The sequence below is a fragment of the Micromonospora sp. NPDC007230 genome, from assembly GCF_042869115.1.
Classification (GTDB): Bacteria; Actinomycetota; Actinomycetes; order Mycobacteriales; family Micromonosporaceae; genus Micromonospora.
In genome coordinates this window covers 47876-63560 of record NZ_JBIAFE010000015.1, presented here as the reverse complement: position 1 = coordinate 63560, position 15685 = coordinate 47876, and the positions used below count along the sequence as shown (strand labels likewise).

At 75.0% G+C, this 15685-nt stretch carries 11 protein-coding genes; 5 read left to right on the top strand and 6 right to left on the bottom strand.

Annotated elements, in window-relative coordinates:
* Positions 1–45: 45 nt before the first annotated feature.
* A complete protein-coding gene (gene mptB / locus ACFYML_RS21575) occupies positions 46–1545 on the bottom strand; it encodes a polyprenol phosphomannose-dependent alpha 1,6 mannosyltransferase MptB (protein ID WP_387422346.1) in 1500 nt (499 codons plus the stop codon).
* A 12-nt stretch (positions 1546–1557) separates the two neighbouring features.
* Positions 1558–2961, bottom strand: coding sequence for a polyprenol phosphomannose-dependent alpha 1,6 mannosyltransferase MptB (gene mptB / locus ACFYML_RS21570; protein ID WP_387422432.1), 1404 nt, complete (start codon positions 2959–2961; stop codon positions 1558–1560).
* 45 nt (positions 2962–3006) lie between these two features.
* Between mptB (ACFYML_RS21570) and ACFYML_RS21565 the strand changes: the two genes are divergently transcribed.
* Positions 3007–4596 carry a hypothetical protein gene (locus tag ACFYML_RS21565; RefSeq protein WP_387422345.1) on the top strand — a complete coding sequence of 530 codons (1590 nt, stop codon included), beginning with the start codon at positions 3007–3009 and terminating at the stop codon, positions 4594–4596.
* A 291-nt stretch (positions 4597–4887) separates the two neighbouring features.
* Here ACFYML_RS21565 and ACFYML_RS21560 read toward each other — a convergent pair whose 3' ends face one another.
* Both ACFYML_RS21560 and ACFYML_RS21555 read right to left on the bottom strand, forming a co-directional pair.
* A complete protein-coding gene (locus ACFYML_RS21560) occupies positions 4888–7920 on the bottom strand; it encodes a bifunctional [glutamine synthetase] adenylyltransferase/[glutamine synthetase]-adenylyl-L-tyrosine phosphorylase (RefSeq protein WP_387422344.1) in 3033 nt (1010 codons plus the stop codon).
* 1 nt (position 7921) lies between these two features.
* The gene (locus tag ACFYML_RS21555; RefSeq protein WP_387422343.1) at positions 7922–8689 is read right to left on the bottom strand and encodes a type 1 glutamine amidotransferase; all 768 of its coding nucleotides are present in this window, start codon (positions 8687–8689) and stop codon (positions 7922–7924) included.
* 71 nt (positions 8690–8760) lie between these two features.
* Between ACFYML_RS21555 and ACFYML_RS21550 the strand changes: the two genes are divergently transcribed.
* Positions 8761–9693, top strand: coding sequence for an LD-carboxypeptidase (locus tag ACFYML_RS21550; protein WP_387422342.1), 933 nt, complete (start codon positions 8761–8763; stop codon positions 9691–9693).
* A 19-nt stretch (positions 9694–9712) separates the two neighbouring features.
* Here the strand turns inward: ACFYML_RS21550 and ACFYML_RS21545 are convergent, their stop codons facing one another.
* Positions 9713–10597, bottom strand: coding sequence for a virginiamycin B lyase (locus ACFYML_RS21545; RefSeq protein ID WP_387422341.1), 885 nt, complete (start codon positions 10595–10597; stop codon positions 9713–9715).
* A 181-nt stretch (positions 10598–10778) separates the two neighbouring features.
* On the opposite strand from ACFYML_RS21545, the gene ACFYML_RS21540 reads away from it, so the two are divergent.
* Entirely contained in the window at positions 10779–11255 is a 477-nt protein-coding gene (locus ACFYML_RS21540; protein ID WP_357434940.1) for a hypothetical protein, read from the top strand.
* An 88-nt stretch (positions 11256–11343) separates the two neighbouring features.
* Here ACFYML_RS21540 and glnA read toward each other — a convergent pair whose 3' ends face one another.
* Entirely contained in the window at positions 11344–12693 is a 1350-nt protein-coding gene (gene glnA / locus ACFYML_RS21535) for a type I glutamate--ammonia ligase (RefSeq protein WP_387422340.1), read from the bottom strand.
* Between the two features lie 210 nt (positions 12694–12903).
* Here glnA and ACFYML_RS21530 point away from each other — a divergent pair, with 210 nt between their 5' ends.
* Both ACFYML_RS21530 and panB read left to right on the top strand, forming a co-directional pair.
* The gene (locus ACFYML_RS21530; protein ID WP_387422339.1) at positions 12904–14664 is read left to right on the top strand and encodes an NAD+ synthase; all 1761 of its coding nucleotides are present in this window, start codon (positions 12904–12906) and stop codon (positions 14662–14664) included.
* Positions 14665–14836: 172 nt separating this feature from the next.
* Positions 14837–15682 (top strand): 3-methyl-2-oxobutanoate hydroxymethyltransferase, encoded by an 846-nt coding sequence (panB, locus tag ACFYML_RS21525; protein ID WP_073833697.1) that lies wholly within the window; start codon positions 14837–14839, stop codon positions 15680–15682.
* The last annotated feature ends 3 nt before the right edge of the window (positions 15683–15685 follow it).

The following is a 15685-nucleotide window of genomic DNA, read 5'->3' as shown; positions in this document are numbered from 1 at the left end:
AGCTGCCCAGCTCGGCTCGTTTCGGTCACACCACGTCCCGGCGAGTCATCGGGCGCGTCGGGCCAGGCCCACCCGGACCGCCCAGACCAGGAGCAGCACGATCAGGGCGGTCATCAGGAGCGCCCCCGGGGCCTTGGTGAACCGGGCCAGGTTGGTGCCGTCCGGCAGGGTGAGGCAGGAGGCCACCGCGCAGGGCGCCACGAACCAGACGGTCCGGGCCAACGACACCGTCGCCACCGCGAGCAGCGCCAGCGGCCAGGTCGCGTACCAGGGGTGGAAGACCGGGGCGAGCAGCACGGTGGCGGCCAGCGCCAGGCCGGCCCCGAGCAGCGCCACCCGGGGGCGGGCGGCGGCCAGCCGGACCGCCCGCTGCTGGACGTCGCCCAGCCGGCGCAGCCCGGTCCAGGCCCGCCACCAGAGCGCCACCAGCAGCACCGCGAGCAGCGCCAGCGCGACGAGCCGGACCACCGGCACGGCGTGCGGCTCCTGCCCGAACAGGCCGCCCACGTAGTCGACCACGAACCCCACCGCCGTCGGCGGCGAGGTCCACTGCTTCGAGTCGCCGCTGTGCGCGAGGCCGCCCACCCAGCCCAGGCCCAGCCCGGTGGCCAGGGAGGTGACCAGCAGCGCCGCGAGCACGCCCGCGGTCAGCCAGCCCGCGTCGCGCAGCAGCACGCGCAGCGTGTAGCGGCCCAGCACCGCGGCGAGCGCGGCGAACGGGAGCACCACCACCGCGACCGCCTTCACCGACACGGCCAGCCCCAGCAGCACCCCCGCCACCACCAGCGCCCGCGGCTTGCCGGGCCGGCGGACCAGCACCAGCAGGCCGAACAGGAGCAGCCCCAGCCCGAGCGCGTCGTTGTGGGCGCCGGCGACCAGGTGCACCCCGACCAGCGGGCAGGCCAGCGCCAGCCAGGCCGCGCGCCGGGTCGGCACGCCGGCCGCGCGGGCCAGGCCGGGCAGGCAGAGCGCGGCCAGCAGCACCCCGGCCACCGCGATCACCCGTAGCAGCACGATCGCCCCGACCAGGCCGCCCCCGAGCAGCACCGCGAGGCCGGCCAGCAGGACGAAGAACGGCCCGTACGGCGCCGGGGTGGCCCGCCAGATCGGCGTCACGGTGTCGGTCCAGGGGCACCCGGCCGCCGCCACCCCGACCCGGTACGGATCGACGCCGTGCGTCCACGACCAGCCCTGGCAGACGTACGAGTAGACGTCCCGGCTGCCCATCGGCGGCGCGGCCAGCAGCGGCAGCGCCCACAGGCCGGCGGTCACGTACGCCCACCGGGTCGACGGGGCGCCCCAGCGCAGCGACCACCAGGCGCCCACCAGCAGCGCCGTGCCGACCAGCCAGCAGCCGAGGGTCGACGGCCCATAGCTGGCGTGCCAGAGGCCGGCGAGGGTGGTGCGCAGCGGGGCGTCGGGCAGCGCGCCGCCCAGCCAGGCGGCGACGGTCAGCAGCACCGCGCCGGCGAGCCCGGCGTACCGGGCGAGCCCGGCGGCGACCGGGCGGACCGGCCCGCCGGCCACCGAGCCGGGCTCGCTCACCGGCACTACTCCTCAGTCCGCAGGAACCGGCTGACGTTCCGCCCGAGCCGACCGTACCAACCGGACGGCCACCACGATCACGAACAGCGTCATCAGGGGGGCACCCGGCATCTTGGTGTACCGAGGTAAACCGGTGCCGTCGGCCAGCACCAGGAAAGACGACACCAGGGCGACGATCACGAACCAGGTGGTCCGGCGGGCGGTCGCGGCGAGCACGGCCAGCGGCCAGGTCCAGTACCAGGGGTGGAACAGCGGGGAGAGTGCCACGGTCGCGACCAGCGCCAGGGCGGCGTGCCAGAACGGATCTTGGCGGCGGAACGCGCGGAACCAGAGCCAGACCAGCACGGCACCGAGCACCACCACGGCCAGGCCCCGGGTGACCGGCAGCGCGTCGACGTGCGCGCCGAACGGCACCGCCAGGTAGCCGATGGTCTGCCCCACCGCGGTCGGCGGAGAGGTCCAGGCGACCACCAGCCCGCCCTGCTCCAGGCCGCTGATGAAGCCGAGGCCCAGACCCGCGGCCAGGGTCGGCCCGACCACCGCGGCCAGCGCCCCGCCGGCCACCCACCCGCCCTGGCGGACCAGCGCGCGGATCCCGTACGGCCCGACGATCGCGGCCAGCGCCGCGAAGGGCACCACGACCAGCGCGGTGACCTTGATCGCGCCGGCCAGCCCGAGCAGCACCCCACCGGCCAGCAGCGGCAGTGGGCGGCCCGGCCGGGCAGCCACCACCGCCAGCCCGGCGATGAGCAGGCCCACCATGATCGCGTCGTTGTGCGCGCCGGAGATCAGGTGCACGGGCACCAGCGGGCCGGCCAGCGCCAGCCAGAGCGCCCGCTGCGGCGGCACCCCGCAGCGGCGGGCCAGCACCGGCAGGGACACGGCGGCCAGCGCCACCCCGGCCACGGCGAGCACTCGGAACAGCGCGACGCTGGCGGCCAGCGAGCCGGCGGCGGTCACCACCGCCCCGGAGATCATCACGAACAGCGGTCCGTACGGGGCGGGGGTGTCCCGCCAGATGTACGAGATGGTGTCCAGCCACGGGCAGGGCAGGGCGGAGACGCCCTGTTCGTACGGGTTGATCCCGGCGGCGTAGCTGGTGCCCTGGCAGGCGTACGCGTACGCGTCCCGGCTGCCGAGCGGCGGCGTGACCAGCATCGGCAGCAGCCAGAGCCCGATCGTGACGAGCACCCAGCGGGTCGACGGCACCCGGTCGCGCAGCGACCACCAGGCCCAGCCCAGCAGCGCCGTGCCGGCCAACCAGGTGCTGATGATCAACGGCCCGTGCGGGCCCTGCCAGATGCTGACGGGGGTGGGGCGCAGGTCGCCGTACGGCAGCGCGCCGCCGAGGAAGGCGGCCACGGCGAGCAGCACGGAGCCGACCAGCCCGATCCAGCGCGAGAGGTGGTGAGGCACATCGGACATGCTGCCAGTACGGTGGGTCGCGATCAGGAGGTGGGCATGCGGGGTGGTCGGGTGGTGGCGGTGTCCGCCGCGTCCGCGCTCGTCCTGGGCGTGCTTTATGTCACCCTTCCCGCGCTGGGCTCGGACCTGTCGGCCCAGGTGGCCCGCGCCGGCTTCTTCGCCGCCCACGGGCCGGCGCTGGTCGACCTGCGCTGGTACGGCGGCGTCCACCCGTGGGGCTACAGCCTCGTCTCACCGCCGCTGATGGCCCTGCTCGGGGTACGCACCACCGGCGCGCTCGCGCTGCTCGCCTCGGCGGCCGCGTTCGCCGCGCTGCTGGTCCGGGCCGGGGTGCCCCGGCCCCTGCTGGGCAGCCTGGTCGGGGTGCTCACCATCGCCGGCAACCTGGTCTCCGGCCGGGTGACGTACGCCCTCGGGGTCGCCTTCGGCCTGGCCGCGCTGCTCGCCCTCACCCGGCCGGCCGCCCGGCACCCCGGGTGGGCGCGCGGCGTGCTGGCCGGCCTGGCGGCCCTGCTCGCCTCGGCGGCCAGCCCGGTCGCCGGGCTCTTCGTCGGCCTGGCCGGCGTCGCGCTGCTGTTCACCCGCCGGTACGCCGACGGCCTGCTGCTGGCCGTCCCGGCCGCCGTGCCGCTGGCGGTGACCGGGCTGCTCTTCGGCGAGGGCGGCTGGATGAACATCAGTCGCAGCGACACCCTGCACGCGGTGTTGGCCAGCCTGCTGGTGGCTGCGCTGGTGGCGTACCGGCCGGTCCGGGTGGGCGCCCTGCTGTCGGCGGCCGGGGTGCTGGCCGCGGCGCTGCTGCACACCCCGGTCGGGTTGAACGCCACCCGCCTCGTGGTGATGTTCGCCCTGCCCGTCCTGGCGGCCACCGCCGGGCTTCCCCGGTGGCTGGTGGACCGCCTGCCGAGGCGGGTGGCTCGGCGGCGGGTGGCCGGCGGGGTGACGCTGGCCGCGCTGCTCGCGGCTGCCTGCTGGTGGCAGCCGCCCGTGGTCACCGCCGACCTGCGGGGCGCGGGCGCCCCGAGCGCCGATCCGGCGTACTTCGCGCCGCTGCGGGCCGAGCTGGCGCGGCGCGGGCTGACCGGCCGGGTCGAGGTGCCGCCGACCCGCGACTACTGGGAGGCGGCCCACCTCGGCGAGGTGCCGCTGGCCCGGGGCTGGCTGCGCCAGGCCGACATCGCCCGCAACCCGCTCTTCTTCACCACCGTCCCGGGCGCCGCCGGCACCGGCGTCCCGCTCACTCCGGCGAGCTACCAGGCCTGGCTGGCCGACAACGCGGTGCAGTACGTCGCCGTCGCCGTCGCCGACGCCGAGCTGTCCTGGGTGGGCCGCCCGGAGGCCGAGCTGGTCGAGGCCGGCCTGCCGTACCTCACCCAGGTCTGGTCGGACCAGCACTGGCGCCTGTACGCCGTGGCCGACCCCACCCCGCTGGTGGGCGCCCCCGGCGAGCTGGTCCGGCAGGACGCCGCCACGGTCACCTTCCGCGTCCCGGGCCCCGGCCGGGTGCCGGTCCGGGTCCGGCACGACCGTTGGCTGACCGTGAGCGGAGGCGCCACGCTCACCGCCGACGGCGAGTGGACGGCGGTGACGGTGCCGCGCGCCGGCACCTACACCCTCGGCAGCTGACCCCGGCCCCGCGCGCCGCCGGCTGGAGGGTCGGTCTGCGCCCGAGTAATGTAGCGACGCCTTTGGAGCTGATGTCGCAAACGACTCAGCGCCCGGCGGCACGACGGCGGAGGTCCCACCGGCAGGTCTCGACAAACCGACCGGCCGCCGGCGGCGATACGGGCCGGGCTGAATCGTCTGCGCCATCAGCTCGAAAGCGTGCCGCACCTGAACATCGCCTCGCCTACGGCACGGCGGCACGGCCATCTCCCTCGGCGACCCGGGCCACCGACGGCCCGCAGTCCATGGCCGTCAGGCCGGGGTGTCCAGCACCCGCTGCATGGCGGCGCGCGAGCGGCGGCCAACGCGCAGGTACTCGTCGAGGAACTCGCCGGGGTCGTCCCGGCCGAGCAGGCGCACCACCCCGGCCAGCTCCAGCCCGTGCCGCGGGAGCTGGTCACCGGCCCGGCCGCGAACCAGCATCAGCGCGTTGCGGACCTGCGCCGCGAGCGTCCAGCCGGCGGCCAGCTCCGCCGCGTCGTCCGGGTCGACCAGCCCGGCGGCCCGGGCGGCGGCCAGGGCGTCGAGGGTACGGGTGCCGCGCAGCGCGGGCAGCCGGCCGGCGTGCCGGAGCTGAAGCAGCTGCACCGCCCACTCGACGTCGGCCAGCCCGCCCCGGCCCAGCTTGGTGTGGGTGGCCGGGTCGGCACCCCGGGGCAGCCGCTCGGTCTCCACCCGGGCCTTGATCCGGCGGATCTCCACCACCTGCTCGCGGGTCAGCCCGTCGGCCGGGTACCGCACCGGATCGATCATCGCCTCGAACTCGGCGCCGAGGTCGGCGTCGCCGCAGACGAACCGGGCCCGCAGCAGCGCCTGCGCCTCCCACACCTTCGACCAGCGGGCGTAGTACTGGGCGTACGCGGCGAGGCTGCGGACCAGCGGTCCCTGCCGGCCCTCCGGGCGCAGGTCGGCGTCGACCCCGAGCGGCGGGTCGGGAGCCGGCGCGGAGAGCAGCCGGCGCAGCTCCTCGGCGATGGCGTGGGCGGCGGCGCTGGCCGCGCCCTCGTCCACGCCGGGCGGCGGGTCGTAGACGAAGAGGACGTCGGCGTCGGAGAGGTAGTTCGACTCGTACCCGCCGAGCCGGCCCATGCCGACCACGGCGAAACGCAGCCCGGGCGGCGCCGGCTGGGCGGCCCGGGCGGCCCGCAGCGCGGCGGCCAGGGTGGCGTCGGTGACGTCGGCGAGCGCGGTGCCGACCGTGCAGACGTCAGCCAGGGTGGGTGCCCGGTCGGGGCGTACCCCGGCCTCGGCGGCACGCGGCGGGCGTGGGGTGAGCGCGCCGGCCCGGCTGAGCACGTCGGCGCAGGCGAGCCGGAGCAGCTCCCGGCGGCGCAGCGCACGGACCGCCCGGACGGCCTCGACCGGGTCGTCGTGCCGCCCCGCCGCCGCGGCGAAGCCCTCGCAGAGCACCTCCCGCGGCCGTGGCATCAGCTCGCTGTCCTCGGCCAGCAGCCGCAGCGCCTCCGGCTCGCGGGCCAGCAGGTCGGCGGCATACCGGGACAGCGCGAGGACCCGGGCCAGGCGGCGGGCCACCGGCCCCTCGTCCCGCAGCAGCCGCAGGTACCAGGGCGTGCTGCCGAGCTTGTCGGAGACCTGCCGGTAGTTCAGCAGCCCCCGGTCCGGCTCCGGCGCGTCGGCGAACTCGCTGAGCAGCACCGGCAGCAGGGTGCGCTGGATGGCGGCGGTGCGGCTCACCCCGCCGGTGAGGGCCTGGAGGTGGCGCAGCGCCCCGGCCGGGTCGGCGAACCCGAGGATCTCCAGCCGGTGCCGGGCCGCCTCCGGGGTCAGCCGCAGCCCGTCGGCCGGCACCCGGGCCACCGACTCCAGCAGCGGTCGGTACAGCAGCTTCGCGTGCAGCCGGCGTACCTCGGTGGCGTGGGTGACCCACTCGGCGCGAAACTCCTCGACGGCGCTGCGGCCCGGCGTGGCCTGGTAGCCGAGTGCGGCGGCCAGCCAGCGCAGCGCGGCGGGCTCGGTAGGCACGGTGTGGGTGCGGCGCAGGTGCTGGAGCTGGAGCCGGTGCTCGACGCCGCGCAGGAAGCGGTAGCCGCGCAGCAGCGCCTCCCCGTCGGCCCGGCCGACGTAGCCGCCGGCGACCAGGGCGCGCAACGCCGGGATGGTGCCCGGCGCCCGCAGCGACTCGTCGCCCCGGCCGTGCACGAGCTGGAGCAGCTGGACCGCGAACTCGATGTCGCGCAGGCCGCCCGGCCCCCGCTTGATCTCGCGTTCCAACTCCTTCGGCGGGACGTTCTCGATGATCCGGCGGCGCATCGCGCGGACGTCCTCGACCGCCTCGGGGCGTTCCGCCGCGGTCCACACCAGCGGCGCGAGCTGGTCGATCCACTCCCCGGCGAGCGCCAGGTCGCCGGCCGCCGGCCGGGCCTTGAGCAGGGCCTGGAACTCCCAGGTCCGGGCCCAGCGCCGGTAGTACGCCAGGTGGCTGGCGAGGGTACGCACCAGCGGGCCCCGGTTGCCCTCCGGGCGCAGCGCGGCGTCAACCGGCCAGGCGACCAGCCCGCAGACCTGGATCAGCCGGGTGGCGACCTGGGTCGCGGCGGTCAGGTCGTCGTCCTCGGCCGCCACGAAGATGACGTCCACATCCGAGACGTAGTTCAGCTCGTCGCCGCCGGCCTTGCCCATCGCCACCACGGCCAGCCGGGGCCGGGGCGTCCCGCCCGGCAGCTCGTCCACGGCGATCTGGTAGGCAGCCGCGAGGGTGGCGTCGGCGAGCGCGGAGAGCGCCGCCATGGTCTGCTCCAGGCCGCGTCCGCCGGTCAGGTCGGCCGCCGCGATCCGCAGCAGCGCCAGCCGGTACGCCTGCCGCAGCACCGGCACGGGGCCGGCGGCGGCGGTCAGCCGGGCGGCGGTGGCCAGGTCGAGCCGGCCCTCGGCGGTGGGTGCGAGCCCGTCCGGCTCGGTGGCCAGCACGGTCCACTGCTCCGGATTGGCCACCAGGTGGTCGCCGAGCGCCGACGAGGCCCCCAGCACGGCGGTCAGCCGGCGGCGCAGCCCCGGGTCGGCGTACAGGGCGTCGAGCACCGCCGGCTTTCCGCTGGCCCGCCACTCCGCCTCGACGAGGCGGTGCAGCTGGCGCAGGGCGAGGTCCGGGTCGGCCGCCCGGGAGAGGCCGGCCAGCAGCTCGGCGGCCCGCTCGTCGGTGGGCTCCTGGGTGTCCGGCCGCCACAGTCCCAGGCCGTCCGGGCCGAGCAGGTCGGCCGCCCGGGCCCGGCCGTCGCCCTCGGCGAAGCCGTACCGGGCGAGGCGCCCCCTGGTCGGTCGGGTCATGTCAGTGCCCGAGCAGCGGCAGGCTGCGGCGCGGCGCGCTGTCGTCCAGCTCGCCGAGGGCGAGGGCGGCGAACCGGACGGCGAACGGCTGCCAGACCTCCTCGACGTCGGCCATCACCCGGTCGCAGGCGGCCACCACCAGCTCCGGGTCGTAGCCCAGCTCGGCGAGGAGCGTCGAGTCGCGGGCCCAGTCGGCGATCATCGCGGTGTCGCACTCGATGTGGAACTGCAGCCCCCAGGCCCGGTCACCGAGCCGGAACGCCTGGTGCGGGTAGCGGGTGGAGGCGGCGAGCAGGGTGGCCCCGTGCGGCAGCTCGGTGATCTCGTCGGAGTGCCACTGGAACACGTCCGGCATCAGCGGCACGTACCGGAAGAGCGGGTCGGTGTCGGCGGCGTCCCGCTTGCCGACCACGGCCGGCCCGACCTCCGGCCCGGACGGGCTCCGCTCGACCTGCCCGGCGTGCGCGGCGGCCAGCAGTTGCGCGCCGAGGCAGACACCGAGGGTGGGTACGCGGTGCCGGACCGCCTTGCGCAGCAGCCCCTCGATCGCCGGGAACCAGGGCGCGCCGGGGCTGCCGTCGGGCAGCGGGTACGCCTGCTGCTCCCCACCGAGCACCACCAGCGCGGCGTACCCGTCGAGGTCGGCGGGGAGCTCGTCGCCCGCGTGCGGGCGCAGCACCCGCAGGTCGAGGCCCCCCTCAAGGAGCCACTCCCCCAGTCGGCGGAGGTCGTCGGTCGGGTCGTTCTCGATCACCAGCGCGGTCGCCACGACGTCGAGGCTAGCCGGTGCTACCGACCAGGGCCGGCACGGCTCGGTCGGGCGCTCACTAGGCTGCCGTCGTGCCCACCGACGAACACTGCCTGCGCCCACCGGTCCTGCGTGCCGGCGACACCGTGATGCTGGTGTCGCCCTCCGGCCCGACCCGCCCGGAACGGGTGGCCCGCGGCATGGAACTGCTCACCGGCTGGGGGCTGCGCCCGGTGCTGGCACCCAACGCGTACGCCCGGCAGGGCTACCTGGCCGGCGGCGACGAGCTGCGGGCCGCCGACCTGAACACCGCCTTCGCCGACCCGGAGGTACGCGGGGTGATCTGCACCCGGGGCGGCTACGGCGCGCAGCGGGTGGTCGACCTGATCGACATGGCCGCGGTACGCCGGGACCCGAAGGTGGTGGCCGGCTTCTCCGACATCACCGCCCTGCAGTTCGCGCTCTGGCGGGGCGCCCGGCTGGCCGGCGTGCACGGCCCGGGAGCGGCGTGGCTGGACGACCGCACCCCGCCCCGCTCGGCGGAGTCGCTGCACGCCGCGCTGATGACCACCGGGCCGGTGACCGTCGAGGCGGTGCGGGAGGAGGAGACGTACCCGGTCCGGGTGCCCGGCCGGGCGGAGGGCCGGCTGCTCGGCGGCAACCTCTGCCTGATCACCGCGTCGATCGGCACGCCGGACATGCCGGACCTGACCGGGGCGGTGCTGCTGATCGAGGAGGTGCAGGAGCCGCCGTACAAGGTCGACCGGATGCTCACCCACCTGCGCCGCTGCGGCGCCCTGGCCGGGGTCGCCGGGGTCGCGGTCGGCCAGTTCACCGAGTGCGCGGACGGCTGGGACACCACGGTCGCCGACGTGCTCGCCGAACGCCTGGGCGACCTCGGCGTGCCCGTCCTCGGCGGCCTCCCGATCGGTCACGGCGTCGGCCAGCTCACCGTCCCCGTCGGCACCCCCGCCATCCTCGACGCCACCGCCGGCACCCTCACGGTCTCCCCCGCCGTCCGCTGACCCCCACCCCAGCCCCGGGTCAGGGGGTCAGGTGGGCTACCGCGCCGATCTCCAGCGCGACCCAGACCGTGCCGTCTGGGGTGACCGTGAGGCCGTGAGGTTCCGATCCCGGGGTGGGTAGGTGGTGGCCGGTGATCCGGCCGGCGGCGTCGACGTGGCCGATCCGGTTCGCGCCCCACTCGGTGAACCAGCAGCCGCCGGCCGGGTCGGCGACGATCGCGTGGGGCCGGGCGGCCCGGTCCGGCAGCGCGTGTTCCTCGACCCGGCCGTCGGGGGTGATCCGGCCGAGCTGACCGGCGGCGATCTCGACGAACCAGAGTGCCCCGTCGCCGCCGAGGGTGATGCCCACCGGCCCCGCCGCCTCGGTGGGCAGCCCGTGCAGGGTCACCTCGCCGTCGAGGCCGATCCGGCCGATCGCGTTCGCCTGGTTGAGGGTGAACCAGAGGGCGTCGTCGGGGCCGGTGGCCAGCATCGACGGAAAGCCGCCGGTCACCGGCAGCGGAAACGTCGTCACCGACCCGTCGGCGGTGACCCGGCCGATCGTGTCGTTGCCCATGCCCGCGTACCAGAGGGCGTCATCGGGGCCGACGGCGAGGCCGCAGGGGCCGGTCCCCGGCGGCAGCGCCACGGAGCTGACGTCGCCCTCGACGGTGATCCGGCCGAGCCGATGATCGCCGGAGCGGGTGTACCAGAGGGCGCCGTCGGGCCCGGTGGTGATGATCAGCGGCCGGCTCTCCGCCGGGTCGGTCCGGTAGGTACGGACCGAGGCGTCCCGCCCCAGCCGCGCCACCCCGCCCGTCCCGGCCAGCGTCAGCCAGAGCGCGCCGTCGGGGCCGGTCGTGATGGCGTACGGCCCGGAGCCCGGCCCGGTGAGGGCGATCTCGCGGATTGCGGGGCTGGTCATGCGGGTCACCTCTCGTCGCGGGCGGGCCTACCCTTCCGGCCTTGCCGTGCCCCTCGCAACCGGTTTGCCCGCACTTCGAAACCGGATTTTCAGCGCGTTGACAGGCTCACCACGGGTTCCCCCCAGCTCCGCCCGTCACTGTCGGTCACGTCAACGCACCACCACCGAACTGGAGAACCGCATGATCCGCAAGATGTCGAGGAAGCACGTACTGGCCGGCCTGGCCGCCGCCGGGGTGCTCGGCGTCGGGATCGCCGCCCCCACGGTGGCGCTCGCCGACGACAAGAGCCCGAGCCCGAGCGCCAGCGCCAACGCCGATCAGGGCACCGACCGCAAGCAGCAGCGGGCCGACCGGCAGGCCGAGTTCGCCGACGCCCTCGCCAAGGAGCTCGGCGTGTCGACCGACAAGGTCACCGCGGCGCTGGAGAAGATCCGCGAGCAGCACCAGGGCGACCGCCCGGAGCGGCCGTCGACCGAGGACCGGCAGGCGTGGCAGCAGGAGCGGCAGGCGCAGCTGAAGGAGCGGCTGGACCAGGCCGTCAAGGACGGCAAGCTCACCCAGGAGCAGGCCGACGCGGTGCTGAAGGCGGTCGAGGCCGGTGTCTTCCCGGGCCCGGGCGGCGGCGGCCACCGCGGCGGCTGGGGTAACGGCCGCTAAGACCCGTCACGCTGATCGACTGCACCTCGCCGATGTGGCGGCATCCCGGTCCGGGGATGCCGCCACATCGCCAATCCCGCGCATTACCTCAGAGCGACAGGTAGCGCTGGCGCTCGTACGGGGTGACCTCGCGGCGGTACTGCTCCCACTCGGCCCGCTTGTTGCGCAGGAAGAAGTCGAAGACGTGCTCGCCGAGCACCTCGGCGACCAGCTCCGAACCGGCCATCACGTCGATCGCCTCGGCGAGGTTCTCCGGCAGCGCCTCGTAGCCCATGGCGCGGCGCTCGGCGCTGCTCAGCGACCAGACGTCGTCCTCCGCGCCCGGGGGCAGCTCGTAGCCCTCCTCGATCCCCTTGAGACCGGCGCCGAGCATCACCGCGAACGCCAGGTACGGGTTGGCCGCCGAGTCCAGCGAGCGCACCTCCACCCGGGCCGAATTCGGCTTGCCGTACGCGGGCACCCGGACCAGCGCGGACCGGTTCAGGTGGCCCCAGCAGACGTACGCCGGGCTCTCGGTGATCCGGTCCGGCAGCGCCAGCGGGAACAGCCGCTTGTAGGAGTTGACCCACTGGTTGGTGACCGCGGTGTATTCCCGGGCGTGGGTGAGCAGCCCGGCGATGAACGACTTGGCCACCTTGGAGAGCTTCATCGGGTCGCCGGCGTCGTGGAACGCGTTGCGCTCCCCCTCGAACAGCGACAGGTGGGTGTGCATGCCGCTGCCCGGCTGGTCGGTGAACGGCTTCGGCATGAAGCTGGCCTGCACGCCGGTGGAGAGCGCCACCTCCTTCACCACGTGCCGGAAGGTCATGATGTTGTCGGCGGTGGTCAGCGCGTCGGCGTAGCGCAGGTCGATCTCCTGCTGGCCGGGGGCCACCTCGTGGTGGCTGAACTCCACCGAGATGCCGATCCGCTCCAGCGCCAGCACGGCCTGCCGGCGGAAGTCCCGGGCCACCGCGTGGGTGGTGTGCTCGAAGTAGCCGCCGGTGTCCACCGGAGTCGGCACCGAGCCGTCGTTGGCGCCGTCCTCGAGCAGGAAGAACTCGATCTCCGGGTGGGTGTAGAAGGTGAAGCCCTTCTCGGCCGCCCGGGAGAGCGCCCGGCGCAGCACGTGCCGCGGGTCGGCCCAGGACGGGCTGCCGTCGGGGAGCAGGATGTCGCAGAACATCCGGGCGCTCTCGCCGCTCACCCCGCCCTCGAAGGGGAAGACCTGGAAGGTGGTCGGGTCGGGCATGGCGACCATGTCGGACTCGAAGACCCGGGCGAAGCCCTCGATGGCCGAGCCGTCGAACCCGATGCCTTCGTCGAAGGCCGCCTCCAGCTCCGCCGGGGCCACCGACACGCTCTTGAGCGTGCCGAGCACGTCGGTGAACCACAGCCGGACGAACCGGATGTCCCGCTCTTCCAGCGTACGGAGGACGAACTCCTGCTGACGGTCCACTTCCACCCCTCGTGACACGTACGTCCGGCGCCGGTCCGGCCGGCCCGACCCTGACCGCCCAGTCTCCACCGGCCTGGTTACGCCGACGTTACGCGACCACCCCGGGGCTGTCCCGCCGTGTCCCGCCGCCGTCGTCGGGGGTGGGAGCGTGGCCGGCGTCTCCGGCGTCCGGCCGGGTTGGGCCCGCCCCGCTGGGGCAAGATGAGGGACATGCCCACCTTGCGTCTCGCCCTGTGTCAGGTCAATCCGACCGTCGGCGACCTCGCCGGCAACGCCGACCTGATCCGCGCCTGGACCCGCAAGGCCGCCGACGCCGGCGCCCAGCTCACGCTCTTCCCGGAGCTGATGCTGACCGGCTACCCGGTCGAGGACCTCGTCTTCCGCCGCTCCTTCGTCGCCGCTTCCCAGGCCGCGCTGCGGCAGCTCGCCGCCGACCTGGCCGCTGACGGGCTCGGCGACCTGCCGGTCGTGGTCGGCTACCTCGACGCGGACGGCCCGCCCCAGGTCAGCGGCGACGCCCAGCCGGGCCGGGGCGCCCGCAACGCCTCCGCGCTGCTGCACCGGGGCGCGGTCGTGGCCACCTACTTCAAGCACCACCTGCCCAACTACGGCGTCTTCGACGAGGACCGGTACTTCGTCCCGGGCAACACGCTTGAGGTGGTCCGGATCGGCGGGGTGGACGTCGGGCTGACCATCTGCGAGGACCTCTGGCAGGCCGGTGGCCCGTTCGCGGTGGCCCGGCAGGCCGGCGTCGGGCTGGTGGTCAACATCAACGGCTCGCCGTACGAGCTGAACAAGGACGACGTCCGGCTGCCGCTGGTCCGCCGCCGGGCCGCCGAGGCCGGCGCCACCGTCGCGTACGTGAACATGGTCGGCGGCCAGGACGAGCTGGTCTACGACGGCGACTCGATGATCGTCGGCGCGGACGGCACGCTGCTCGCCCGGGCGCCGCAGTTCGTCGAGCACCTGCTGGTGCACGACGTGGATCTGCCACAGGCGTTGGAGCAGGTTGACGGCGAGCAGGAGCTCGGCGGAATGCGGGTGGTCCGCACCAAGGTCAGCGACAGCCTCCCGCCGGCCGCCACCGGTGAGATCGCGACCGGCGGGATCATCGAGCCGGTCGCCGACGAGGCCGAGGTGTGGCAGGCGCTGGTGCTGGGCATGCGCGACTACGTCAACAAGAACCGGTTCCCGTCGGTGGTGCTGGGTCTCTCCGGCGGGATCGACTCGGCGGTGTCGGCCGCCATCGCGGTGGACGCGCTCGGGCCGGACCGGGTGGTCGGCGTCTCGCTGCCCAGCCAGCACTCCTCCGAGCACTCCCGGGCGGACGCGGAGGACCTGGCCAAGCGGACCGGCCTGGACTACCGGATCGAGCCGATCCAGCCCATGGTGGACGCCTTCCTGGCCAACATGTCGCTCTCCGGGGTGGCCGTGGAGAACCTCCAGGCCCGGGTCCGCGGGGTGATCCTCATGGCGCTGTCGAACCAGGAGGGCCATCTGGTCCTCACCACCGGCAACAAGAGCGAGCTGGCGGTCGGCTACTCCACCCTCTACGGCGACTCGGTGGGCGGCTACAACCCGGTCAAGGACGTCTGGAAGACGCTGATCTGGCGGCTGGCGAGGTGGCGCAACGCGGACGCCGAGCGCCGCGGCGAGACCCCGCCGATCCCGGAGAGCTCGATCGGCAAGCCCCCGTCGGCCGAGCTGAGCCCCGGCCAACTGGACAGCGACACCCTGCCCGACTACGACGTGCTCGACCCGATCCTGATCGGCTACGTCGACGGCGACCTGGGCCGGGACGGGCTGATCGCGTCGGGCCACACTGCCGCGGTGGTGGACAAGGTGCTGCGGATGGTGGATACCGCCGAGTACAAGCGCCGGCAGTCGGCGCCCGGCACGAAGATCTCGCACAAGGCGTTCGGGCGGGACCGCCGGCTGCCGATCACGAACCGCTGGCGCGAGCACGGCTGAGCGGCTCCGCCCGCCGGGCTGCCGGCTTCCCGCCCGCCGGGCTGAGCCTGCCCGGTACGCGGGGTCGGGAAGTGACATCCTCCACTCCGCCCTGCCGCCGCCCGGTCGTCCGGTGCGACGATCGCGGCAGAGCCCGGGGACCGCGAACGCGGCCTCGAGGAAGGAGAGAGTCATGGTGGAGTCCACCCCGGCCGAGGTGACCGCCCTCTACGGCGGGCCGGCCACCCGGCGGGTCCGTACCCGCGATCTGATCGCCGCCAAGGAGCGCGGCGAGCGGTGGGCGATGCTCACCTCGTACGACCAGTACACCGCCTCGATCTTCGACCAGGCGGGGATTCCGGTGCTGCTGGTCGGCGACTCGGCGGCGAACAACGTCTTCGGCTACGAGACCACCCTGCCGGTGACCGCCGAGGAGCTGCTGCCCCTGGTCCGGGCGGTGGTCCGGGCGACGAAGCACTCGCTCATCGTCGGCGACCTGCCCTTCGGCTCCTACGAGGAGGGGCCGACGCAGGCGCTGCGGACCGCGGTGCGGTTCATGAAGGAGGGCGGCTGCCACGCGGTGAAGCTGGAGGGCGGCCGGCGCTGCGCCGCGCAGATCGAGGCGATCGTCGGCGCCGGCATCCCGGTGATGGCGCATATCGGCTTCACCCCGCAGAGCGAGCACACGCTGGGCGGCTACCGGGTGCAGGGCCGCGGCGACACCGCCGAGGAGGTGATCGCCGACGCCCGGGCGGTCGCCGAGGCGGGCGCGTTCGCGGTGGTGCTGGAGATGGTGCCGGGTGAGGTGGCCAAGCGGATCACCGCCGAGCTGCGGATCCCGACCGTGGGCATCGGTGCCGGCCCGGACACCGACGCACAGGTGCTGGTCTGGCAGGACATGGCCGGGCTGCGTACCGGAAAGGCGCCGCGTTTCGTCAAGCGCTACGCCGACCTGGCCGGCGCGCTGACCGACGCCACCCGGCGGTACGCCGACGAGGTACGCGACGGGCAGTTCCCCGCCGCCGAGCACACCTTCTGAGCA